Origin of the sequence: Citrobacter sp. Cb080 (assembly GCF_030334745.1) — a bacterium.
GTDB lineage: Bacteria > Pseudomonadota > Gammaproteobacteria > Enterobacterales > Enterobacteriaceae > Citrobacter > Citrobacter braakii.
The window spans coordinates 1-23177 of record NZ_JAOWDG010000027.1 but is presented as its reverse complement, the minus strand read 5'-3'; the positions used below and the strand labels follow the sequence as shown (position 1 = coordinate 23177).

Sequence of the window (23177 nt, the reverse complement as noted above, 5' to 3'; positions counted from 1 at the left end):
AAGGGGTTTTAATAACTGGCCCAAAGCTGAAAGCTTTCCGGAACCCCCAGCCTAGCTGGGGGTTTTCTGTGCACAAAAAAGCCGGCACGCATAGCGTACCGGCTCTGTCAGCGTGTTAATTAATCGAAACGCAACTGAGGAACAACCTCTTTCACCTGTGCCAGGTAATCGGTACGATCCGAGCCGGTCAGACCTTCTGTGCGCGGCAGTTTCGCCGTCAGAGGATTCACTGCCTGCTGGTTGATCCAGACTTCGTAGTGCAGATGCGGACCCGTTGAACGCCCGGTATTGCCAGACAGCGCGATACGATCGCCACGTTTCACTTTTTGTCCTGGTTTGACCAACAACTTACGCAGGTGCATATAACGCGTGGTATAGGTGCGACCATGACGAACCGCAACATAGTATCCGGCTGCGCCGCTGCGCTTCGCTACAACCACTTCGCCATCACCCACCGACAGCACCGGCGTCCCCTGCGGCATCGCAAAGTCGACACCTTTGTGCGGCGCAACGCGTCCGGTCACCGGGTTCAGACGACGCGGGTTAAAGTTGGAAGAGATGCGGAACTGCTTAGCCGTCGGGAAACGCATAAAGCCTTTCGCCAGTCCGGTACCGTTGCGGTCATAGAACTTACCGTCTTCAGCACGGATTGCGTAGTAATCTTTACCTTCAGAACGCAAGCGTACGCCCAGCAGTTGGCTTTGCTCACGTTTACCGTCCAGCATTTCGCGAGACATCAGTACCGAGAACTCATCGCCTTTTTTCAGTTTGCGGAAATCCATCTGCCACTGCATGGCCTTAATCACTGCGCTGATTTCAGAGCTGGTCAGTCCGGCATCTTTGGCACTGGCGACGAAACTTCCGCCCACGGTGCCTTTGATTCGGCTGTTAACCCAATCGCCCTGCTGCATTTCGCTGCTCATTTTGAAACCCGTCGCGGTGCGATCGTAAGTACGGGTTTCACGACGGGAGACTTCCCAGGTCAGGCGCTGCAAGTCACCTTCCGCGCCTAACGTCCAGGAAAGTTGCTGACCAATTTTCAGGTTACGCAGTTGTTTGTCGGAAGCCGCGAGTTGGCTGATGTCACCCATATCAATGCCGTACTGATTCAGAATACTGCTCAGCGTATCGCCCGTGGAGACGACATACTCATGCACGCCGGCTTCACCAGACGTTTTGTCATCCAGTTCATCCTGTGGGATGGCTTCGTCTTCCTGAGCGGCCTGATCGATAGGTTCGCTGGCCTCAGGCAATAGTGAACGAATCTCGCTTTTTTCCAGCTCGATAGTTTTGACGATAGGTGCAGAATCAGGATGGTAAACATAGGGCCGCCAGACAGCGACGGCCAATGTCAGTACGGTAAGCGACCCCAGCATAACGCGATGGGGCCGCGGCAGATTATTAAATGCCAGAGCGACAGAGCGGGCTATCTGTTGCACGTAATCACTTCCTCATTAATCTCCTTTCAGGCAGCTCGCATACTGGTTGGCTAATTGGTTCAAAAACGCTGAATAGCTTGTTTTACCCAGTTTGATATTCGTTCCGAGCGGATCCAACGTTCCCATTCGAACGGATGTCCCTCTCGCGACGGCTTCAACGACCGCTGGCCTGAACTGTGGCTCAGCAAAAACGCAGGTTGCTTTTTGCTCAACCAACTGTGTTCTTATTTCATGTAAACGCTGCGCACCAGGTTGAATCTCAGGGTTCACGGTAAAGTGACCAAGCGGTGTTAGTCCGTAGTGTTTTTCGTAGTAGCCATAGGCGTCATGAAAAACGAAGTAACCTTTTCCCTTGAGCGGCGCGAGCTCGTTACCTACCTGCTTATCGGTTGCGGCTAATTGTGCCTCAAAATCCTTCAGGTTGGCGTCAAGTTTGGCTCGACTTTGCGGCATAAGTTCCACTAATTTTTCATGGATTGCAACCGCTGAGGCCCGTGCTATCTCTGGGGAAAGCCAAAGATGCATGTTGTAATCGCCGTGATGGTGATGCTCGTCACTTTTTTCACTGCCGGCATCATTATGTCCATGATCGTCATCATCGTCGTCAGCACCTTTCATGAGTAACGGTTTCACGTCATTGAGCTGCGCAATCGTTACCTGTTTTGCGTTAGGAATATTCTTGACTGATTTTTCCATAAACGCTTCCATCTCAGGTCCAATCCAAACGACTAAGTCCGCGCCCTGTAAGCGTTTTACGTCTGAAGGACGCAATGAGTAATCGTGTTCGGAAGCCCCGTCAGGCAACAGAACCTGGGTGTCAGTAACCCCGTCAGCAATGGCTGAAGCGATAAACCCCAGCGGCTTAAGAGAAGCCACGACAGCGGCATTTGCCGACTGTGTTGCACTACCCCAAAGAGCAGCGGATAATGCTGCGAAAAGAAGCGTATTTTTATGTAACATAATGCGACCAATCATCGTAATGAATGTGAGAATTGTGATATTATAACATTCTATAACTTCTGCAAGACTAAAATTGATATGACGACTTTGGTTTCACTGGAAAATGTCTCGGTCTCTTATGGTCAACGCCGCGTCCTCTCTGACGTATCGCTTGAACTTCGACCCGGTAAAATATTGACGCTTCTCGGCCCAAATGGTGCCGGGAAATCTACGCTGGTGCGCGTTGTATTAGGGCTGGTAGAGGCTGATGAGGGAGTTATCAAGCGTAATGGTCGATTGCGGATTGGCTATGTGCCGCAAAAACTGTACCTCGATACGACGCTTCCGCTGACGGTAAGTCGGTTTATGCGCCTGCGTCCCGGCACCAAAAAAGAAGATATCCTTCCGGCACTGAAGCGTGTTCAGGCCGGACATCTGATGAATGCGCCGATGCAAAAACTCTCTGGCGGGGAGACACAACGCGTCCTGTTGGCCCGTGCTTTATTGAATAAACCTCAGCTACTGGTGCTTGATGAGCCAACCCAGGGCGTGGATGTCAATGGGCAGGTCGCACTGTACGATCTTATCGATCAGTTGCGACGTGAACTGGATTGCGCCGTACTAATGGTTTCTCATGACCTGCATCTGGTGATGGCAAAAACCGATGAGGTACTGTGCCTGAACCATCATATTTGTTGTTCTGGTGCGCCGGAAGTGGTTTCCATGCACCCGGAATTCATCTCAATGTTCGGACAACGCGGTGCCGAACAACTCGGAATTTACCGTCATAATCATAATCACCGCCACGATTTACAGGGTCGTATCGTCTTACGCCGGGGAAATGGTCACTCATGATTGAATTGTTATTACCCGGTTGGTTAGCCGGGATCATGCTGGCCTGTGCCGCTGGCCCGCTCGGCTCGTTTGTGGTCTGGCGTCGAATGTCTTATTTCGGTGATACGCTGGCCCACGCTTCGCTACTGGGGGTCGCCTTTGGCCTGCTGCTGGATGTAAACCCTTTCTATGCGGTCATCGTCGTCACCTTGTTGCTGGCAGGCGGTCTGGTATGGCTGGAAAAGCGCCCTCACCTTGCGATCGATACTTTATTGGGCATTATGGCCCACAGTGCGCTGTCATTAGGGCTGGTTGTCGTCAGCCTGATGTCCAACATCCGTGTAGATCTGATGGCCTATCTGTTTGGTGATTTGCTCGCTGTGACGCCAGAAGATCTTATCTCCATCGCCATTGGGGTGGTTATCGTTCTGGCGATTTTGTTCTGGCAGTGGCGCAACCTGCTGTCGATGACCATCAGTCCGGATCTGGCATTTGTGGATGGCGTGAAGCTGCAACGCGTTAAGCTTCTGCTGATGCTGGTCACAGCATTAACTATTGGCGTGGCGATGAAATTTGTCGGGGCGTTAATTATCACCTCGCTGCTTATTATCCCTGCGGCAACCGCCCGTCGCTTTGCCCGTACGCCAGAACAGATGGCAGGGGTTGCCGTTGGTGTGGGAATGATAGCGGTTACAGGCGGGCTGACCTTCTCGGCCTTCTATGACACCCCGGCAGGTCCTTCCGTGGTGCTGTGTGCCGCGCTGCTGTTTATCTTCAGCATGATGAAAAAACAGGCGAGCTAATGCGTATTTTAGCCGGATGGAGGCTATCGCCTTATCCGGCTTTTTATTTCATGAGCGAAATACTTCCCTTCCCGCGGTTTATTAAATGTTTATCCCCACAGCCACATAATCAGCGTTAGACTATTTATACCGTTATTTTAGGGAGAAACGATGATGCGCGTACTGGTTGTCGAGGATAATGCTTTATTACGCCACCACCTCAAGGTTCAGTTACAGGATTTAGGGCATCAGGTGGATGATGCAGAAGATGCGAAGGAAGCGGACTATTATCTGAATGAACATCTGCCGGATATCGCGATCGTTGATTTAGGACTCCCCGATGAAGACGGTTTGTCATTGATCCGCCGTTGGCGTAGCAATGAGGTTTCGTTGCCGATTCTGGTGTTAACCGCGCGTGAAGGCTGGCAGGACAAGGTGGAAGTACTCAGCGCCGGAGCCGACGATTACGTCACAAAACCGTTTCATATCGAAGAGGTGGCAGCGCGCATGCAGGCACTGATGCGTCGCAACAGCGGTCTGGCATCGCAGATTATCTCTCTTCCTCCTTTCCAGGTGGACCTCTCTCGGCGCGAGTTATCCGTCAATGATGAAGTTATCAAGCTCACGGCGTTCGAATACACCATTATGGAAACACTTATCCGTAATAACGGCAAAGTGGTCAGTAAAGATTCGCTCATGTTACAGCTTTACCCGGATGCCGAGCTACGTGAAAGCCACACCATTGATGTTCTGATGGGGCGTCTGCGTAAAAAAATACAGGCGCAATACCCGGATGATGTCATCACCACCGTGCGTGGCCAGGGATATCTTTTTGAACTGCGCTAATGAATAAATTATTGCGTCATTTATTCCCGTTATCACTGCGGTTGCGCTTTTTACTGGCAACCGCGGGCGTGGTATTGGTGCTTTCGCTGGCCTACGGCATGGTTGCCCTGGTGGGCTACAGCGTCAGCTTTGATAAAACAACGTTCCGCCTGCTGCGGGGCGAAAGTAACCTGTTCTATACCCTGGCAAAATGGGAGAACGGTAAGATAAACGTCGAGCTGCCTGAGAATCTCGATATGCAAAGCCCAACAATGTCGCTGATCTATAACGAAGACGGTGAGTTGTTGTGGGCGCAGCGCAATGTTCCCTGGCTGACGCACAGTATCCAACCGGAATGGCTAAAAGCGAACGGTTTTCATGAGATTGAAGCCAATGTAGATGCCACCAGCACCTTACTGGGCGAAGATCACTCCGCTCAGCAGCAGCTAAAAGAAGTCAGAGAAGATGACGACGATGCCGAAATGACCCACTCGGTCGCCGTGAACGTCTACCCCGCCACTGCCAGAATGCCACAGTTGACCATAGTGGTTGTCGATACCATTCCTATTGAGCTAAAGCGCTCGTATATGGTCTGGAGTTGGTTTATTTATGTGCTGGTCGCCAATCTGTTGCTGGTCATTCCGCTGTTATGGGTAGCCGCCTGGTGGAGTCTGCGGCCTATCGAATCGCTGGCGCGTGAAGTCCGTGAGCTTGAGGAACATCATCGAGAGATGTTAAACCCCGCCACCACGCGCGAACTGACCAGCCTGGTCCGCAATCTTAATCGACTTTTAAAAAGCGAACGCGAGCGCTACGACAAATACCGTACGACGTTAACAGACCTCACCCACAGCCTGAAAACACCGCTGGCGGTATTACAGAGTACGCTCCGCTCGATGCGTAATGAAAAAATGAACGTGAGCGACGCGGAACCCATCATGCTGGAACAAATCAGCCGTATTTCCCAGCAGATTGGCTATTACCTGCATCGCGCCAGCATGCGTGGCAGCAGCGTGCTGCTTAGCCGCGAACTGCATCCGGTCGCGCCGTTGCTGGATAAACTCACCTCGGCGCTAAATAAGGTGTATCAGCGTAAAGGCGTCAACATAAATCTCGATATCTCACCCGAAATCAGTTTTGTGGGCGAACAGAACGATTTTGTCGAAGTGATGGGCAACGTGCTGGATAACGCATGTAAATATTGTCTGGAGTTTGTCGAGATTTCAGCGCGTTTGTCCGAGGATCAGCTACACATTCTGGTTGAAGATGATGGTCCTGGTATTCCGCAAAGCAAACGGGAAGTGGTGTTTGACCGTGGACAACGTGTCGATACGTTACGACCAGGGCAAGGCGTTGGACTGGCGGTGGCGCGAGAAATCACCGAACAGTATGACGGGCAGATTATTGCAGGCGATAGCCTGCTGGGTGGCGCGCGCATGGAAGTTATTTTTGGCCGCCAGCAGCCGGGGCAAAAAGACGAGTAATCGCCGCATGTAATAAATATGTACTGATTTCCCGCTTGCGGTTAAGTATCCGTTATAATCGGTTGCAGATACCAGCCTGCGGGATGCTCATTATGGAATACCAACTCACACTTAACTGGCCCGATTTTCTTGAACGCCACTGGCAGAAACGCCCGGTGGTCTTAAAACGCGGGTTTAACAACTTTATTGATCCACTCTCTCCTGACGAACTGGCTGGACTGGCAATGGAAAGCGAAGTCGACAGCCGACTCGTCAGCCACCAGGACGGTAAATGGCAGGTTAGCCACGGTCCGTTCGAAAGCTATGATCATCTCGGCGAGAACAACTGGTCGCTGCTGGTACAGGCGGTCAATCACTGGCATGAACCCACCGCCGCGCTGATGCGTCCGTTTCGCGAACTGCCGGACTGGCGGATTGACGATCTGATGATCTCCTTCTCTGTCCCCGGCGGCGGCGTTGGCCCACATCTTGATCAGTACGATGTGTTTATCATTCAAGGAACCGGGCGACGTCGCTGGCGCGTGGGCGAAAAACTGCAGTTGAAGCAGCACTGCCCTCACCCGGACCTGCTGCAGGTCGCCCCGTTTGAAGCCATCATCGATGAAGAGCTGGAACCCGGCGATATCCTGTACATTCCACCAGGATTCCCGCACGAAGGCTATGTGCTGGAAAACGCCATGAACTATTCGGTCGGTTTCCGCGCGCCGAATACCCGCGAACTGATCAGCGGGTTCGCCGATTACGTTTTGCAACGTGAGCTGGGCAGCACGTATTACAGCGATCCTGACCTGCCGCCGCGCGATCATCCGGCTGACGTTCTGCCGCAGGAAATGGACAAGCTGCGTGAAATGATGCTCGGACTGATTAATCAGCCGGAACATTTCCAGCAGTGGTTTGGCGAGTTTATATCTCAGTCTCGTCATGAGCTGGATATTGCTCCACCGGAGCCGCCGTATCAGCCAGACGAAATTTACGATGCCCTGAAGCAAGGGGATGTGTTAGTGCGTCTGGGCGGATTGCGCGTATTGCGCATCGGCGATGACGTCTACGCCAACGGTGAGAAAATTGATTCACCGCATCGCCCTGCCCTGGAAGCGCTTGCCAGCCATATTGTTCTGACGGCCGAGAACTTTGAGGATGCGCTGGAAGATCCGTCTTTCCTTGCCATGCTTGCCGCACTGGTTAACAGCGGATACTGGTTCTTCGAAGGATAATACGAACGGTGTCTGATGCGACGCTAGCGCGTCCTATCAGGCCTTCTGGAGTGAAATACTGTAGGCCGGATAAGCGAAGCGCTATCCGGCATCTATCGATAAATTTACTGCTGCTTTGCGGTTAACTCCGCAATACGTACAATCACCCGCACCGCTTTTTCCATTCCTTCCAGAGTTACAAACTCATGTTTACCATGATAGTTGTAGCCTCCGGTGAACAAATTCGGACACGGTAATCCCATAAACGACAGCTGCGCGCCGTCGGTGCCGCCACGAATAGGTTTCAGCACCGGCTCAATATCGCAATCGCGCATCGCCTTCTGGGCGATATCCAGCACATGCGGATGCTCAATCACTTTTTCGCGCATATTGTAGTAGCTGTCTTCAATCACCAGTTCGATATAGCAATCCGGGTGTAACCCTTTGCCGACCTTTTTGGCGATCTCCATGATCTTGCGTTTGCGCGCTTCAAACTGCTTGCGGTCAAAATCACGGATGATGTAGTGCATATCCGCCCGATCGACCGTCCCTTTCATGCTCGCCAGATGATAAAAGCCTTCGTAGCCTTCCGTCGTTTCCGGGCTTTCGTCTGCCGGAACCTCAGCATGAATACGAGCAGCCAGCGACAGCGCATTCACCATCACCCCTTTTGCGGTACCGGGATGCACATTGTTGCCGACAATTTTGATATTAACCGACGCGGCGTTGAAGTTTTCAAATTCCAGCTCTCCCACGCCACCGCCGTCAACGGTATAGGCCCACTGCGCATCAAATGCCGCAACGTCAAAATGCTTCGCCCCTTTACCAACCTCTTCGTCCGGCGTAAAGGCCACGCGGATATCACCGTGCGGAATATCTTTTTGGATGAGCACCGCCAGCGCGGTCATGATTTCCGCCACGCCAGCTTTATCATCCGCGCCCAGCAGCGTTTTACCGTCTGTGGTGATCAGCGTCTGACCCAGAAGTTGATGCAGCACCGGGAACATCACCGGCGACAGAACTTCATCACCAATGCCTAACGCAATATCGCCGCCGCGATAGTTTTCAACGATTTGCGGATTAACGTTTTTACCGCTGAAATCCGGTGAGGTATCCACATGGGAAATAAAGCCGATCGCGGGAATATTGCCAGCAACGTTAGCGGGCAACGTGGCCATCAGCATCCCCTTTTCGCTCAGTGAAATGTTAACCAGCCCCATCTCTTCGAGCTGCTGTTTGAGCAGTTGTAATAACTTCCACTGTCCTTCGGTGCTGGGTACCTGCCGCACGCCCGATTTTGATTGGGTGTCCAGCGACACGTAGTGTAAAAAACGCTCAAGTAGTTTATCCATGCAGTCACCCTCACTTTTTGTGACAACATTATCAATAAGCAACAAAAGACAAATATTGCGTCAGGTCACTTTTATCCCCGCAAGTGAGAATATTTCGCCCTGACATCCCCTCTGACTATAGGGCTAAGTCAGTAATTCGCAACAAGGATTGGCGATTACCATGGTTTGCCGTAGAATAACGGCCCTCATTAAGAGTCATCAAGGTGGTTAACCACGAACCCCGCAGCGGTCAGCCATCCGTTGCGTTTACATGGGACAGAGTAAAAAATTGAATAAACAACCGCGTTCGCTTTCTCCACTGGTGCAATTAGCGGGAATTCGCAAAAGTTTCGATGGCAAAGAGGTGATTTCCAGCCTGGATTTGACCATCAATAATGGCGAGTTTCTCACGCTGCTTGGCCCCTCTGGCTGCGGTAAAACAACCGTTCTTCGCCTGATTGCCGGTCTGGAAACGGTTGATTCCGGTCATATCATGTTGGACAACCAGGACATCACTCACGTTCCTGCGGAAAACCGCTACGTGAACACCGTCTTCCAAAGCTATGCGTTATTTCCCCACATGACCGTATTTGAGAATGTGGCCTTTGGCTTACGCATGCAAAAAACGCCCGCAGCCGACATTCCTCCCCGCGTTACCGAAGCTCTGCGCATGGTGCAGCTGGAAGAGTTCGCCCAGCGAAAACCGCATCAACTCTCCGGTGGACAGCAGCAGCGCGTAGCGATTGCTCGAGCGGTGGTCAATAAACCCCGTTTACTCCTGTTAGACGAATCTCTCTCTGCGCTGGACTACAAACTACGCAAGCAGATGCAGAACGAACTGAAAGCGCTGCAACGTAAGCTTGGTATCACCTTTGTCTTTGTCACACACGATCAGGAAGAGGCGCTGACCATGTCAGACCGTATCGTGGTGATGCGCGATGGCAAGATTGAGCAGGACGGTACGCCGCGCGAAATCTACGAAGAGCCGAAAAATCTGTTCGTCGCCGGGTTTATCGGTGAGATCAATATGTTTAACGCGACGGTGATAGAACGTCTGGACGAACAGCGCGTTCGTGCTAACGTTGAAGGTCGTGAGTGCAATATTTATGTCAACTTCGCGGTGATTCCCGGACAGAAGCTGCACGTCCTGTTACGCCCTGAAGATCTGCGCGTTGATGAAATCAACGACGACAATCATATCGAAGGCCTGATCGGCTACGTGCGTGAACGCAACTACAAGGGCATGACGCTGGAGTCGGTTGTGGAACTGGAAAATGGCAAGATGGTGATGGTCAGTGAATTCTTCAACGAAGACGATCCTGACTTTGACCACTCTCTCGACCAGAAAATGGCGATTAACTGGGTAGAAAGCTGGGAGGTCGTACTGGCTGATGAAGAACACAAGTAAATTCCAGAGTGTGGTGATCGTCACCATTGTCGGTTGGCTTGTGTTATTTGTCTTTCTGCCCAACCTGATGATCATCGGCACCAGCTTTTTGACCCGCGACGATGCCAATTTCGTCAAAATGGTCTTTACGCTGGAAAACTATACACGCCTGCTCGATCCGCTCTATTTTGAGGTACTGGTTCACTCCCTCAATATGGCGCTGATTGCCACGCTCGCCTGTCTGGTGCTCGGCTATCCGTTTGCCTGGTTTTTGGTGAAACTGCCGGAAAAAGTGCGTCCATTGCTGCTGTTCCTGCTGATTGTTCCGTTCTGGACCAACTCGCTTATTCGCATCTACGGACTCAAAATATTCCTCAGTACCAAGGGCTACCTCAACGAATTTCTGTTGTGGCTCGGCGTGATCGATACCCCCATTCGCATCATGTTTACCCCCAGCGCGGTGATTATCGGCCTGGTGTACATCCTGCTGCCGTTTATGGTGATGCCGCTCTATTCCAGCATTGAAAAGCTCGATAAACCGCTGCTGGAAGCCGCGCGCGATTTGGGCGCCAGTAAACTTCAGACCTTCACCCGCATCATTATTCCGTTAACGATGCCGGGAATTATCGCCGGATGCCTGCTGGTTATGCTGCCCGCAATGGGGCTGTTTTACGTTTCCGATTTAATGGGCGGGGCGAAAAACCTGCTGATTGGCAACGTGATTAAAGTTCAGTTCCTGAACATCCGCGATTGGCCGTTCGGTGCTGCCACCAGCATTACGCTGACCATCGTCATGGGTCTGATGCTGCTGATCTACTGGCGCGCCTCCCGCTTGCTGAACAAGAAGGTTAGCGACATTGATAGTTAACCGATATTACTCAAAAAGTTAAAATGATCATGGCATGCAGTTTACCCTCAAGTAAACTGCATGCCAGGTCACGAACGGGGATAAGATTTGTAAAATCAGAAAGGAATTGTAAACCCGCAAAAATATGCCGTCATGATAAGCATGAATTTATTATCGATATTCAAGAAATTGTCTTCTGGATTCATCATCTTCAAGGTACTCAAATGAGAGAAGGCGAATTTTGGTAAGGTTATAAAACCACTCGCAATCGTTTCGTTGAATAATTTCGCCAGGCTTGAAACATATTCCTGATGCTTCCCGGATAATCGCATATTTACCATTATTAAACCTGGCCCTGTGGATACAGAAAGATTGACCAACCTGCCCATGACAACTGTTCGAAAGGATATGTCCTTCAATAAAAATAGATTTTTTAGATTTCATCATCATATCCTCTCAAACTGCAGTACAGGAGCAATATTGTCATTTCCCAACATCACTCACGTTAGGTGGCAGAAGCCGATCAGCCGCCGATACACCAGCATTCTGATGGTCTGAACAACAGCCCGCAGGCAGGGCACTCCAGAACCGCATCTTTTCTTAGTTTACCTGCTTTCTGATCGGCTCTGTATGCGCATACCGGGCAGGCAACATGCACCGGTCTTTCTTTAAAGTGCCTGAGTCCTTTTGTATAAGACATAAATAATTCTCTGAGGAACACAGTAATTATTATACGCCTTAATATAAAAATAACTGGCTTAAGTTATGTTAATTTATGATTAAATCAGGATATCAGATATTGAAAATTAAACGTCTGATTTATGATATAATACCCTTCCGTGAGAAATTTATCATGAAATCAGAAGACACCCTTGACTGGTACCCGGCCCAGTTGCCACCAGTGAAAATTATTCTTGGCGAAGCCGTGCTGGCAGTGGGAAAACAGGGCCGACCTATTAATACCCGAACTTTGCTGGAATACCTTCAGGTCATGCAGGACAAGCAAAAAAAACGAGATGACAAAATCGCCATGCAGACAGCGATTGAGGTTCTCAGGGATAATCAGCGCATTAACGGCAGACGTTAATGCGCGTCTGGACTCAGTGTCAGTTCTGAATAATCTCAACCGTATGGTTTTGTCCATCATCCCGCAGCGGTATTCTGTCATCAGGGAGGAGAGCACCATCCAGTGTAACGCGATATTCTGCATCGCCGCGTGAGACACTAATCTGATAATGGCTTTCGCCATATTGATAAGTCATAGAAAAAGACGGCCACCCATCCGGCAACCGGGCATGAACCGTCAGGTCAGCACCGGAACGTTTTATCCCCAGTAATTCCTCGGTAAGTAAACGCCAGGCCCAGCCTGATGAACCGGTATACCAGCTCCATCCGGCACGTCCGATATGGGGAGCAACGCTGTAGACATCAGCGCTCATGACATAAGGCTCGGCTTTATAGATCCCGACGGAGTTCACATTCAGAGTATGATTTATCGGGCTGAGCATGGACCAGAGTTGCCAGGCACGTTCGGCATTCCCCATTCGGGCAAATGCCATCACAGCCCAGATAGCGCCATGTGTATACTGCCCTCCGTTTTCCCGCACACCAGGCAGGTAGCCCTGTATGTAACCCGGATTTGGACCGTGCCCATCGAAAGGCGGCGTTAATAGTTTTATCAGTCCCCCCTCGCTATCCACAAGGTGCTTATCCAGCGCCTGCATGGCCTTTGCGCACCGTCCCGGGCTAGCGGCCCCGGACAATACTGACCAGCTCTGGGCAATCGCATCAATCCAGCAATCCTGTGATGCTTTCGACCCCAGGGGAGTACCATCGTCAAAATATCCACGCCGGTACCATTCGCCATCCCAGGCGTGGGCTTCGAGATTGCTTTGCAGGCACACAGCCTGTGAACGGCACATTGAGGCGACACTTTCATCCAGCCTGCGATCAGCCAGCGCCGCAAACCGCTGCAAAATGTCGAACAGAAAGAAGCCCAGCCAGACGCTTTCACCCTTGCCGTCGATCCCCACCCGGTTCATGCCGTCATTCCAGTCACCCGCCCCCATCAGCGGCAGACCATGCTCCCCGAACTGTTGTCCATACTTAATGGCTTTGACGCAGTGTAACCAGAGTGTCTCTTCGGTACCGCTGATCACCGGCGTATCATAGGCAGACTCTTCACCAGGCTGAAGCGGACGTCCCTCCAGATAAGGGATACGTGTTTCCAGTACATCCATATCCCCCGTCGTTTCAACATAGTGGCAAACGGCAAGCGGAAGCCACAGATAGTCATCGGAACAGCGCGTGCGCACCCCGTTGCCGTGTGGCGGGTGCCACCAGTGCTGTACATCACCCTCAATAAATTGCCGTGATGCACACAGGATTATCTGTTCTCTCATCCGGTTCGGATCAGCATGACTCAACGCCAGCGTATCCTGCAGTTGATCGCGAAAACCAAATGCGCCGCCGGACTGGTAGTAACCGCTGCGAGCCATCAGGCGACAGGCTACCGTCTGGTACAATAGCCAGCCATTCACCAGTAAATTTACCGATGTGTCGGGGGTGTTAACCACGATTTTATCGAGCACATTGTGCCAGTGGTTGTGAACCCGGTTCAGCTCCTGGCGGACCGTCTCCTCATTCATATAACGGGCAAGCGTCTCCTGAGCTCGAATATGATTCTCCTCTGCGCCGAGGATAAAAATAAACGTCCTCTGATCGCCATCAATTAAGGTAACCGCCGATTGTACTGCCCCGCAGGGATCCAGACCGGCGCCCGTTTTACCTGAAAGCCTGCGTAGCTTCATGACCGACGGGGCGTTCAGAGAACCATTACGACCGATAAACTCCCGGCGGTCCCCGGTCAACGAACAGTCATTACCGCTGACGGCAAAAAAGGCAGTACGACCGCTACCGTTATCGCCATAAAAGTTGTTCGCCAGCACTCCGCAGCCGCCAGGCGGTCTGGCCGCATGAGTCACAATGTGAGGGGCTGAGCGAGTTCGTGTTCCTCCGAGCGTCCACTCCACATAGCCGGTGACGGAAAGTTTGCGTGTCCGACCCGAAGAGTTACTGAGCGTCAGGAGCGCCAATTTAACCGGCGCCTCTTCGGCAACCAGAACCGTCAGCTCGCTGTCTATACCACTCTCTCGATGGGCAAACATGCTGTAACCAAAACCATGGCGAGTCAGGTAATCACCATGTCCGCGAACAGGTAAAGCCGTCGGTGACCAACACTCACCACTCTCTTCATCGCGCAGATAAAACGCCTCGCCGCTGCGATCGCTCACCGGATCGTTCTCCCACGGTGTCAACCGGTATTCATGTGCATTCTCATACCAGGAGTAGGCCTGTCCCGCCTCTGAAATCACAGTGCCAAAACGGGCATTTGCCAGTACGTTTGACCAGGGAGCCGGTGTCTGCGCATCTTCCCGCAGGACAATCTGATATTCCCGACCATCCTGAGAAAATCCACCGTACCCATTGAAATGGCATAACTGACTGATATCGGGGCTCCAGTCCGTATGTTGATTACGCTCGCGCACAGCTCGTGGAATGAGTGCTCTGGCCTGAGGTTTCAGGGTATGAGTACGCTGATTAAGCTGCTCATTGATACTGCCTGTGCGGTCATCAAGATAAAGACAGGCCACGCTCATCAAAAGCAACTTATCCTCAGCAGAGAGATGCTCGCCATTACGAACAAAAATACCGCCCGTTTTGTCCAGCAGACTGGCTTCAGACCCGGCATAAATTAAGTCCATAATCTGATTTTGTAAGCCCTGCTGGTAGCCGCCGGGACTGTTATTCAGGATAACCAAATCAACATCCAGCCCTTTCTGTCTCCAGTAACGGTGCGCCTGAATCAGTGTGGTCACTGAGGCAATACTTTCCTCGCTGGTAATACTGAGCAGCACTATCGGCAGATCGCCTGAAATTGCCCAGCCCCACAAACCGGACTGACCACGCCGGTTGCGGCTGATCGCCTGGCCTTCGGCGCGCAGCTCCTGGACAGGGTAAAGCACCGCGCTGGCAAGACGATTAAACAAAGTGGCATCATCTTCACTGGCGTTCATCTGGCGTAATACCACCAGACTGTGAGACCAGGCCAGTTCAAAGACGCGATCAGCGATAGGGTAATCGCGGTATTTTTCCAGCAACGCCAGGCTCTGCTGGCGGGTCTCGCTGATGCCATAAATGATATCAATCGTGACCGGCTGCCCCGGCTGCAGAGTGATGGCGTGGCGTATTGCCAGGATCGGATCCAGCACTGACCCCGACGTGTTGCTGAGCGCCCCGCCTGCCTTTATTGCCTGGGCATCCGCAGGGTTTCTGCCACGGCCAAGAAATTTTGCCCTGTCTGTTTCAAACGAAACGTTATGACGGTTATCGCCATGCACCACCATCATGTGAAACAGGCAGGGACTCGCTTCACCCGGAGAACGCGGGCGCCGGTGGCAAAGAATAGCGTCACGCTCAGGATCCAGTTCCGTCTGAATAAACAAATTGCTAAATGCCGGGTGTGCCAGATCGCTGGCTTCAGGTGCCAGTACTACTTCGGCATAGGTTGTCAGTTCCAGAGAGCGGGGCTGGCGACCACGATGAATCAGTGTGAGCCGTCGCAACTCAATATCATCCTCCGGGGAGATCACAACCTGAGTTTTGACGCTGAGCCCATCGAAAGTGCGTCTGAATTCAGCACTCGCATCGGTGAATATCACTTCCTCGTCATGCCCGCTGGTGTGGGCTGTCGGTTGCCAGGTATTGCTCGACACATTCCCCGTCTGTATATCGCGGATATAGCAGAATGCTCCCCAGTTATCGCGGGTGGTATCACTGCGCCAGCGCGTGAGCGCAATATTATTCCAGCGACTGTAGCCGCCGCCGCCCGTGGTCAACATCAGATGATAATGGTTGTTGGACAGCAGTTGAATATCCGGGGCCGGCGTGTCCACGCCATAGAAAATACGGGGTTCATAGCGAACGGGTTTGACCCTGCCCTCATGAGATTCAAAATGACGGCACGGACTGTACAGATCGACCGCATCCGGCACGCGTTCCTGTAACAGCAGGCTCGCTGAGCGGAAGACCGTACTGGACATGAAGCGTTCAGTCATCGGGGCGTCAAGTAGCACATGAGCCAGCGCCTGAAACGCCATGCCCTGGTGATGCGCCATCCAGGACTGAACCACCGCATAGAGCTGACCGGTTGCGAGGCGTGAGGGAGTATAGTCCAGCGCTTCATAAAAACCGTATTCACCATGTGCGCCATTTTTTTGCAGCCTGATCAGGTTCTCACAGGCTTTCTGTGGCGAGACCATTAACGCCAGCAGTGTGGCGTAAGGGGCGACAACCATGTCATCAGCAAGCCCCCTGCGCAGGCCGAGACCCGGCACACCAAATGCCTGATATTGATAATTATGCTGAACATCAAAAGCATGATAACCAGACTCTGAAACGCCCCACGGTACTCCGCGTTCTTTCCCCCAATGAATCTGGCGCATAACCGCCGACTGACTCATTTCATCAAGCAGGCTGCCAGGCCAGGTGGGCATTACCAGATTCGGCATCAGGTATTCAAACATTGACCCGCTCCATGACATCAGGGCGGTTTCATTGTCAATGGTGGTGAACAGTCGCCCCAGCGCGTACCAGCTTTTAAGAGGTAGCTGATTAGTGGCAATGGCAAGAAAGCTGGTCAGGCGGATTTCAGACGGCAGAAGATCGTAGTGGCTCTTGTCAGGCATATTCGTGTCACAGTTATAGCCAACACTGAGCAGACTGGTTGCTTCGCTGTACAGAAAGGCGAAATCCATCCGGGCATGCTCATCCAGCCGTTGTTCAAGTTCAGTGATAATATTGAGTCGCATCCGGGCCTGCTCCATCGCTGACGCCGGGGGGGTTCCTACACCAGTAAATGTTGCGCGGGCAAGCTCGCACAAAGTCGGCAGCGTCTGTTCGTTCCAGGATGCAGGTAACCAACCAAGCAGCAGCGACCACTCATGGCAAAGCTGAACCAGTTGATGCTCCAGATGTCCTGCCCAACGCATCTGAAGAGGAGATCCCTGATGGCATAGCGTGTTCAGGTGATTGCACTGGGTGCGCATATTTTTCAGCTCGCTGAAAAATGTCTGCGGAGAGAGCGACACCGCGCTCAGGCAGTGTTTTCGCAACAACCGCAAGCTGTCAGGCGGGTTCTGACCCCACTGTTTTTCCAGAATATCCAGCGTATCATTCAGCCCTGCCAGTATCTGTTGGCGGTTTAAAACTGGCTGATGACGCATGGCGGACAGCCCTGCACGCAGGGTCAACAAATGCCCTGCCATGTTGCCGCTGTCGACGCTTGAGATATAGCGTGGGCTGAGGGGGGCCAGCGTACGAGTGTCATACCAGTTGTAGAGATGGCCCCGGTAGTGCTCCATTTTATCCATTGTGTCGAGCGTGAGCGATACGCGCCGGAGCACTTCCCCGCCGGGCAGGTAGCCAAAGTCCCATGCCGTCAGGTTAGCCATGAGGGAAAGGCCAATATTGGTAGGAGAAGTTCGATGGGCCACCGTCGGCTGCGGTATTTCCTGGTAGTTATCAGGCGGAAGCCAGTTCTCTTTTTCTGTGGCAAAGGTTTCAAAAAACGCCCAGATTTCACGGCTTGTCTGGCGCAACAGCTGTTTTTGTTCCGGATTGGGCGAAAACACCTTACGCGCAGGCTGGCGACTCAACCAGCTCATCAGCAGCGGTGCCACACACCATAACAAACCGATCGGCAACGCAATCCCCAGCAGTTGTGGAGCAAATTGTCCGGTCAGTATTATCAGCATCACACCACATGCAACATTCAGCCACATCGCCTGATAAAAAAGCGCGACAGTGGGTCCGGCCTGATTGCTGTCCTGGCTGTGGCTGACCCACTGGCTGAGGTGACGCCTGCTGATCCCCAATCGCCATAACGTCACGGCGATCGCTTTTAGCGAATATCCGGCTTCGTGCGGCAGTATCGCAAAATTAAGGCCGATACCTGACAAACGCTTCAGCGCGCCCGCCCCTACCAGTAACAGATGCGGCTTCAGGCGGCGACGCAGAGGTTTATGCAGCAGGTCATGGGTGATGCAGAGGATGGTTGGCAACAGCCATATCAGCGACAGTACGCCCAGCCAGTAAACCGGATTAGGTACCCCAAGCAGGGTGAAGAACAGTAATACCAGTAATGAAGGGGCGACCAGACTGCGACGCAGATTATCGAGTAATTTCCAGTAAGAAAGCGCGGTCAGCGGATTCCTGGCCCGGGTTCCATCGGCTCTTCTGACACGTGGTTTCAGCCAGTTAAGCAGTTGCCAGTCACCCCGGATCCAGCGTGAACGGCGTGCAACATCCGACAGATAATTATTCGGGTACTGTTCATAGAGTAACACCTCACTCAGCAGACCCGAACGTGCATAGCATCCTTCGAGTAGATCATGGCTGAGAACCAGGTTTTCCGGGCAGGTGTTGGCCGTGGCCTGCATAAAAATGTCAACATCGTAAATCCCTTTCCCCACGAACGATCCTTCCCCAAAAAGATCCTGATAGATATCCGAAGACATCATCGAATAGGGATTATTGCCCGGTATGCTGCTGCGCATGGCGGCGTAACGTCCCTGACCGTTGCGTGGTATCTCCTCCGCAAGGCCGGGTTGTAAAATGCCAAATCCTTTGACAACCCTCTGGCGTACCGGATCATACTCTGGCGTATTCAGCGGATGCGCCATTGTCGCGACCAGTTTGTGCGCCGTATCGCGCGGCAGCACCGTATCACTGTCCAGGGTAATGACGTATTTAATGTGGCCCGGTAAAAGGTTAGCAGGCATGTCTGCAACGCTGACGAATTGTGTCCCTGGATGGCGCAACCAACTGTTCAGTAACGCCAGTTTTCCCCGCTTGCGTTCATAGCCCATCCACGTTCCTTCCGCAGGGTTCCATTCAGGCTGGCGGTGTAGCAGGTAAAAACGCGGGCGGCTGGAGGGATAGCGGCGATTCAGCGCCTGCGTATCGGCGATCGCCTGTCTGAGCAGCATCTGGCTTTCCGGCGAGGGTTCATTTGCAGAATCAGCGAAATCAGTGAGCAGCGCAAACCTGAGATTTTCGTTTTCATTCCCCAGCCAGCAGACTTCAAGACTGGTGAGGAGTTGGCTGAAACTTGCGTGGCTGGTCAGCATGCAGGGGATGACTAACAGAGTGGCGCTGTCAGGGGGAATGCCGGTTGAGAAATCCATCCGCGGCAAGGGGCGAGGAACGCGAAAACGGGTGGTGGCGTCACTGAGTAAATCGCTCATCAACTGAGTTACAGCGATAATCAGAGGGAATATCACCGCGATCAACAGCCAGTCTGCGCCCTGCATGGCTGTTTCGTGCAAAATCGCTGCGGTCGTTGCGGTTGTCAACAACGCCAGGCTTCCAAGCCATGACAGCAGGGTTATTCTGTTGAAACTGTGCCGCAAGCGCATGAGCCTTGAGGTGTCTGCTAACAGATGAATTTCCAGCGCCTGCCGACCTTCGCCTGCGAGATAATAACCAACATGATGTTCCAGTGTATCGGGAGCACTGTTTCCTGAAAGCGTCAGCACCCTGTCAGCAACTTCAGGCTCGCTGAGACCACTGTCTCTGGCCAGTACCTCAACAACGTGCCGATAATGATCCCGGGTATTGAAGTGCATCCGAGGATAGATACCGGCAGGATCATTACGTAATGCCTGTTCGACGACACTTATCGTTTCGGCGAAATCAGCCCAATCCGTTTCACTCAGTAATCGCAGACCCGCGATGCTGTTACTGACAGATAGCTGGCTGGCGGCAAGCTGTTGATTGAAATTATGTATGAGAACGTCGGTGGTGATCCCCTGTTCCCGAAGGCACTGATCAACCCAGGTCAGAGGTAACGACAGCGCATTGCCATGCCCCTGCAGACGCCGCACCAGCTCTGCGACAAACGCACTGGTTAACGTAGGTCGGGAGCGTGCCATATCGGCAACCACCATGATTAAATCGCCAGGGGCATTCTCTGCACATCCGAAAATCTTTGTTATCCACATATCAGCCAGCGTTCTGTCCTGCTGCGCTTTGATCACTTCGATACTGATACGACGAAGATTTTCAATCAGCGCCAGGCGCAGCATTCCCGGTAACGCCCAGACTTCACCTAATGTCAGCGGGGTCACCTGTTGATAGGCGGTGAGATAGCTGGTCAGGCTGGCGGCATCCCAGCGCCCGTCACCGTGAGCAATGGCCTCTGATGCAATATTGTAAATTCGTGGGCAATTCAGCGGCGACATCAGCGACGGGAGACCTTTACCAAAGCTTTTCGGCAAGTGCTGGCGGACAGTGCGGATTTGTTCCTCAATCAGATAATAATTGTCCAGCAACCACTCCCCGGCAGGCATGATGCTGGTCTTTTTACCCGCGTTAAGCTCATAACAGCTTTGGGTAATGATGGCCTCATTCTCGCCGAGTCTTTTTAGAAGATAATAAGGATGTTTATCCGGCGATAATTTATGGGTCCGTGCGAGCTTCTGACCGTAGCGTTCCATCTGGGCGGTCGAAAAGAGTTCTGACTGCAGCGTGCTTTCACCGGCAGGATCGTTCGCCGAAAACGTTACGCTTTCGGTAGCATTCATCGGAATATGGGAGCGGTTAAACCACGCCCTGGGGTTCATTTTCATAGCATTGCTCTGATGCAGAGTTAGCATGCAGGAGCAGTTGCGAAATCAGTTCAGAAACGTTCTCTCAGGATGGGCGTAAGGCATCAGGGATTTAACAGCTGCCGGGATTTGACTTAAGTATAGAACACCGGGTTTAGGTGCAACTAAGTGTCAGGGTTATCGTGGTGAAACAAACAGTGTTTAACAGCCAGGGCACAGCATTGTCTGCTTAAGGCGAATTTTAGAAATAGATTGGGATGAACGTAAGCCGCAGGCCGGGCAGATGACAGTAGTCGTCGATACGCCGCCGAGGTACTTCATTGCGTAATCGATGAGAGACATGATGATTACCCTTTCGATGAATGAGATTCACTGTACCACGTTTGGATAAAATTTAACCATTTAATTTATCTTCCTATTTTTTATCCAAAAGGGGGATATCACAGGGTAGATGAAAACGTTTGCCAAGATAGATATTTGCAGCCACAGGGGCCGTTGAGACCGTTGCTCCGCCACTCTTCGATACGGCTCCCTGCAGTCCGCTCTGGTATACAATGACCCGCTTCGATATTTTTCCGGGAAATACTATGATATTTACCCTGAACTTTTCCTTTATGCCTTAGTCTAATAATCAAATCCATCTGAAATGAAGAAAATTTATGATTACCAGCCTTTCATTGGTATTTACCGTCATTACCGCTCTGTGCATTATGTTGTTTGCTGCGGTAAAAGTAGGAGTTGGGTTATCTAACAATCCCGACCGAAATGATAATTAACCCATTCGCAGGCTACTACGTCATCCCACTCCCCTCAATGTGATACCCACTGACCACGAAATATTCGACAAGTGCATTCCCTGCCCTGAGCCAGCAGTAGCCCGATAGCGCGGACTGGCATCGGAAAGGCCCCCATTAAAAAGTCAGGCCTTGTCTCTATGGTTAAAAATGAAGGTTTTGACAACATCCAAATTTTTTGACAGCAATAAAAAAGCATTACCTTTTAAGATAATGCTTTTCATTCAAGCTGGGTCTTTTAACAATTAGATCAATGTAATTTTAATATCATAGCTTTCAAGCCCAGTCATTTTTTCACGAGCAGTAAACTGGATGTCGGAAACTTCTTTTCCTGTCTTTTTTTTGAGTTCAACAATTTTCTTTGTAATGAATTCAGAAATATCCGCTTCAGTTTTTGTTTTTAACTCTTCGACGTTCATTATTTACCTCTCTTGATCTCTAACGTATCAACGCCAAGGGAAGGTGCGAATAAGCAGGTCATTTCTTCCCAAGCTGACTCGCTGATTAAAATTTCGCGGATCTGGGCCGATTTTTTTCCCGCAAACACATCGAATCAGCCTATTTAGGCTATTTTTTCCACCATTTCTGGCGTTATTTCCGGTTTTTACTGAGATCTCTCCCACTGACGTATCATTTGGTCCACCCGAAACAGGTTGGCCAGGGTGAATAACATCGCCAGTTGGTTATCGTTTTTCAGCAGCCCCTTGTATCTGGCTTTCACGAAGCCGAACTGCCGCTTGATGATGCGAAACGGGTGCTCCACCCTGGCACGGATGCTGGCTTTCATGTATTCGATGTTGATGGCCGTTTTGTTCTTGCGCGGATGCTGCTTCAAGGTTTTTACCCTGCCGGGACGCTCGGCGATCAGCCAGTCCACATCCACCTCGGCCAGCTCCTCGCGCTGTGGCGCTCCTTGGTAGCCGGCATCGGCTGAGACAAATTGCTCCTCTCCATGAAGCAGATTACCCAGCTGATTGAGGTCATGCTCGTTGGCCGCGGTGGTGACCAGGCTGTGGGTCAGGCCACTCTTGGCATCGACACCAATGTGGGCCTTCATGCCAAAGTGCCACTGATTGCCTTTCTTGGTCTGATGCATCTCCGGATCGCGTTGCTGCTCTTTGTTCTTGGTAGAGCTGGGTGCCTCAATGATGGTGGCATCCACCAAAGTGCCTTGGGTCATCATGACGCCTGCTTCGGCCAGCCAGCGATTGATGGTCTTGAACAATTGACGGGCCAGTTGATGCTGCTCGAGCAGGTGGCGGAAATTCATGATGGTGGTGCGATCCGGCAGGGCGCTATCCAGGGATAATCGGGCAAACAGGCGCATGGAGGCGATTTCGTACAGGGCATCTTCCATGGCACCGTCGCTCAGGTTGTACCAATGCTGCATGCAGTGAATACGCAGCATGGTCTCCAGCGGATAGGGCCGTCGGCCATTGCCCGCCTTGGGATAAAACGGCTCGATGACAGCGGTCATATTCTGCCATGGCAGAATCTGCTCCATGCGGGAGAGGAAAATCTCTTTTCGGGTCTGACGGCGCTTAGTGCTGAATTCACTATCGGCGAAGGTGAGTTGATGGCTCATGATGTCCCTCTGGGATGCGCTCCGGATGAATATGATGATCTCATATCAGGAACTTGTTCGCACCTTCCC

At 51.9% G+C, this 23177-nt stretch carries 18 protein-coding genes; 9 read left to right on the top strand and 9 right to left on the bottom strand.

The window, feature by feature from the left end:
• Positions 1-119: 119 nt before the first annotated feature.
• Both mepM and znuA read right to left on the bottom strand, forming a co-directional pair.
• Positions 120-1439 (bottom strand): murein DD-endopeptidase MepM, encoded by a 1320-nt coding sequence (gene mepM / locus OGV38_RS03450; protein ID WP_016152763.1) that lies wholly within the window; start codon positions 1437-1439, stop codon positions 120-122.
• A gap of 15 nt (positions 1440-1454) precedes the next feature.
• Positions 1455-2399, bottom strand: coding sequence for a zinc ABC transporter substrate-binding protein ZnuA (gene znuA, locus OGV38_RS03445; protein WP_019076521.1), 945 nt, complete (start codon positions 2397-2399; stop codon positions 1455-1457).
• Between the two features lie 78 nt (positions 2400-2477).
• Here znuA and znuC point away from each other — a divergent pair, with 78 nt between their 5' ends.
• The 5 genes from znuC (at position 2478) to roxA (ending at position 7517) form a co-directional block, all read left to right on the top strand.
• Positions 2478-3233 carry a zinc ABC transporter ATP-binding protein ZnuC gene (gene znuC, locus OGV38_RS03440; RefSeq protein ID WP_016152761.1) on the top strand — a complete coding sequence of 252 codons (756 nt, stop codon included), beginning with the start codon at positions 2478-2480 and terminating at the stop codon, positions 3231-3233.
• Positions 3230-4015 (top strand): zinc ABC transporter permease subunit ZnuB, encoded by a 786-nt coding sequence (znuB, locus tag OGV38_RS03435; RefSeq protein ID WP_016152760.1) that lies wholly within the window; start codon positions 3230-3232, stop codon positions 4013-4015. Before znuC ends, znuB begins: the two co-directional genes overlap by 4 nt.
• 153 nt (positions 4016-4168) lie before the next feature.
• Positions 4169-4840: a two-component system response regulator PhoP gene (phoP, locus tag OGV38_RS03430; RefSeq protein ID WP_003846709.1), complete on the top strand. Its 672-nt coding sequence runs from the start codon at positions 4169-4171 to the stop codon at positions 4838-4840.
• A complete protein-coding gene (gene phoQ / locus OGV38_RS03425; RefSeq protein ID WP_269517412.1) occupies positions 4840-6303 on the top strand; it encodes a two-component system sensor histidine kinase PhoQ in 1464 nt (487 codons plus the stop codon). Before phoP ends, phoQ begins: the two co-directional genes overlap by 1 nt.
• 92 nt (positions 6304-6395) lie before the next feature.
• Positions 6396-7517, top strand: a complete 1122-nt coding sequence (gene roxA / locus OGV38_RS03420) for a [50S ribosomal protein L16]-arginine 3-hydroxylase (protein WP_286472941.1) — start codon at positions 6396-6398, stop codon at positions 7515-7517.
• Between the two features lie 104 nt (positions 7518-7621).
• On the opposite strand, the gene pepT is transcribed toward roxA, so the two are convergent.
• Positions 7622-8848, bottom strand: coding sequence for a peptidase T (pepT, locus tag OGV38_RS03415; protein WP_269517413.1), 1227 nt, complete (start codon positions 8846-8848; stop codon positions 7622-7624).
• A 250-nt stretch (positions 8849-9098) separates the two neighbouring features.
• Here pepT and potA point away from each other — a divergent pair, with 250 nt between their 5' ends.
• Together potA and potB are read left to right on the top strand one after the other, a co-directional pair.
• Positions 9099-10235, top strand: a complete 1137-nt coding sequence (potA, locus tag OGV38_RS03410; RefSeq protein WP_016152695.1) for a spermidine/putrescine ABC transporter ATP-binding protein PotA — start codon at positions 9099-9101, stop codon at positions 10233-10235.
• A complete protein-coding gene (gene potB / locus OGV38_RS03405) occupies positions 10219-11082 on the top strand; it encodes a spermidine/putrescine ABC transporter permease PotB (RefSeq protein WP_016150058.1) in 864 nt (287 codons plus the stop codon). Before potA ends, potB begins: the two co-directional genes overlap by 17 nt.
• 95 nt (positions 11083-11177) lie before the next feature.
• Here the strand turns inward: potB and OGV38_RS03400 are convergent, their stop codons facing one another.
• Complete coding sequence (locus tag OGV38_RS03400; protein ID WP_286472940.1) at positions 11178-11450, bottom strand: hypothetical protein; 273 nt, start codon at positions 11448-11450, stop codon at positions 11178-11180.
• 134 nt (positions 11451-11584) lie between these two features.
• The gene (locus OGV38_RS03395) at positions 11585-11761 is read right to left on the bottom strand and encodes a YnfU family zinc-binding protein (protein ID WP_213083733.1); all 177 of its coding nucleotides are present in this window, start codon (positions 11759-11761) and stop codon (positions 11585-11587) included.
• Positions 11762-11914: 153 nt separating this feature from the next.
• Here OGV38_RS03395 and OGV38_RS03390 point away from each other — a divergent pair, with 153 nt between their 5' ends.
• Positions 11915-12148 (top strand): YnaE/YdfK family cold shock protein, encoded by a 234-nt coding sequence (locus tag OGV38_RS03390; RefSeq protein ID WP_029139493.1) that lies wholly within the window; start codon positions 11915-11917, stop codon positions 12146-12148.
• Between the two features lie 19 nt (positions 12149-12167).
• Here OGV38_RS03390 and OGV38_RS03385 read toward each other — a convergent pair whose 3' ends face one another.
• Both OGV38_RS03385 and OGV38_RS03380 read right to left on the bottom strand, forming a co-directional pair.
• Positions 12168-20750: a GH36-type glycosyl hydrolase domain-containing protein gene (locus OGV38_RS03385; protein WP_286472939.1), complete on the bottom strand. Its 8583-nt coding sequence runs from the start codon at positions 20748-20750 to the stop codon at positions 12168-12170.
• A 180-nt stretch (positions 20751-20930) separates the two neighbouring features.
• Complete coding sequence (locus OGV38_RS03380; protein WP_286472938.1) at positions 20931-21071, bottom strand: YnfU family zinc-binding protein; 141 nt, start codon at positions 21069-21071, stop codon at positions 20931-20933.
• A gap of 317 nt (positions 21072-21388) precedes the next feature.
• Here OGV38_RS03380 and OGV38_RS24920 point away from each other — a divergent pair, with 317 nt between their 5' ends.
• On the top strand, positions 21389-21505 hold the full coding sequence (locus tag OGV38_RS24920; protein WP_350185928.1) for a YnaM/YnfT family protein: 117 nt from the start codon (positions 21389-21391) through the stop codon (positions 21503-21505).
• A 263-nt stretch (positions 21506-21768) separates the two neighbouring features.
• Here OGV38_RS24920 and OGV38_RS03375 read toward each other — a convergent pair whose 3' ends face one another.
• Both OGV38_RS03375 and OGV38_RS03370 read right to left on the bottom strand, forming a co-directional pair.
• Complete coding sequence (locus OGV38_RS03375) at positions 21769-21942, bottom strand: GnsA/GnsB family addiction module toxin (RefSeq protein WP_016152691.1); 174 nt, start codon at positions 21940-21942, stop codon at positions 21769-21771.
• Between the two features lie 185 nt (positions 21943-22127).
• Positions 22128-23108, bottom strand: coding sequence for an IS5-like element ISKpn26 family transposase (locus OGV38_RS03370; protein ID WP_000019450.1), 981 nt, complete (start codon positions 23106-23108; stop codon positions 22128-22130).
• Positions 23109-23177: the final 69 nt, after the last annotated feature.

What these genes read in the sequence shown, in the direction of transcription:
- OGV38_RS03390 (WP_029139493.1), top strand. Translation starts at nt 11,915, where the DNA reads ATGAAATCAGAAGACACCCTTGACTGGTACCCGGCCCAGTTGCCACCA.
- pepT (WP_269517413.1), bottom strand. Translation starts at nt 8,848, where the DNA reads ATGGATAAACTACTTGAGCGTTTTTTACACTACGTGTCGCTGGACACC.
- phoQ (WP_269517412.1), top strand. Translation starts at nt 4,840, where the DNA reads ATGAATAAATTATTGCGTCATTTATTCCCGTTATCACTGCGGTTGCGC.
- OGV38_RS24920 (WP_350185928.1), top strand. Translation starts at nt 21,389, where the DNA reads ATGATTACCAGCCTTTCATTGGTATTTACCGTCATTACCGCTCTGTGC.
- OGV38_RS03385 (WP_286472939.1), bottom strand. Translation starts at nt 20,750, where the DNA reads ATGAAAATGAACCCCAGGGCGTGGTTTAACCGCTCCCATATTCCGATG.
- znuB (WP_016152760.1), top strand. Translation starts at nt 3,230, where the DNA reads ATGATTGAATTGTTATTACCCGGTTGGTTAGCCGGGATCATGCTGGCC.
- phoP (WP_003846709.1), top strand. Translation starts at nt 4,169, where the DNA reads ATGCGCGTACTGGTTGTCGAGGATAATGCTTTATTACGCCACCACCTC.
- OGV38_RS03375 (WP_016152691.1), bottom strand. Translation starts at nt 21,942, where the DNA reads ATGAACGTCGAAGAGTTAAAAACAAAAACTGAAGCGGATATTTCTGAA.
- znuC (WP_016152761.1), top strand. Translation starts at nt 2,478, where the DNA reads ATGACGACTTTGGTTTCACTGGAAAATGTCTCGGTCTCTTATGGTCAA.
- potA (WP_016152695.1), top strand. Translation starts at nt 9,099, where the DNA reads ATGGGACAGAGTAAAAAATTGAATAAACAACCGCGTTCGCTTTCTCCA.
- potB (WP_016150058.1), top strand. Translation starts at nt 10,219, where the DNA reads ATGAAGAACACAAGTAAATTCCAGAGTGTGGTGATCGTCACCATTGTC.
- OGV38_RS03395 (WP_213083733.1), bottom strand. Translation starts at nt 11,761, where the DNA reads ATGTCTTATACAAAAGGACTCAGGCACTTTAAAGAAAGACCGGTGCAT.
- znuA (WP_019076521.1), bottom strand. Translation starts at nt 2,399, where the DNA reads ATGTTACATAAAAATACGCTTCTTTTCGCAGCATTATCCGCTGCTCTT.
- roxA (WP_286472941.1), top strand. Translation starts at nt 6,396, where the DNA reads ATGGAATACCAACTCACACTTAACTGGCCCGATTTTCTTGAACGCCAC.
- OGV38_RS03370 (WP_000019450.1), bottom strand. Translation starts at nt 23,108, where the DNA reads ATGAGCCATCAACTCACCTTCGCCGATAGTGAATTCAGCACTAAGCGC.
- OGV38_RS03400 (WP_286472940.1), bottom strand. Translation starts at nt 11,450, where the DNA reads ATGGGCAGGTTGGTCAATCTTTCTGTATCCACAGGGCCAGGTTTAATA.
- OGV38_RS03380 (WP_286472938.1), bottom strand. Translation starts at nt 21,071, where the DNA reads ATGTCTCTCATCGATTACGCAATGAAGTACCTCGGCGGCGTATCGACG.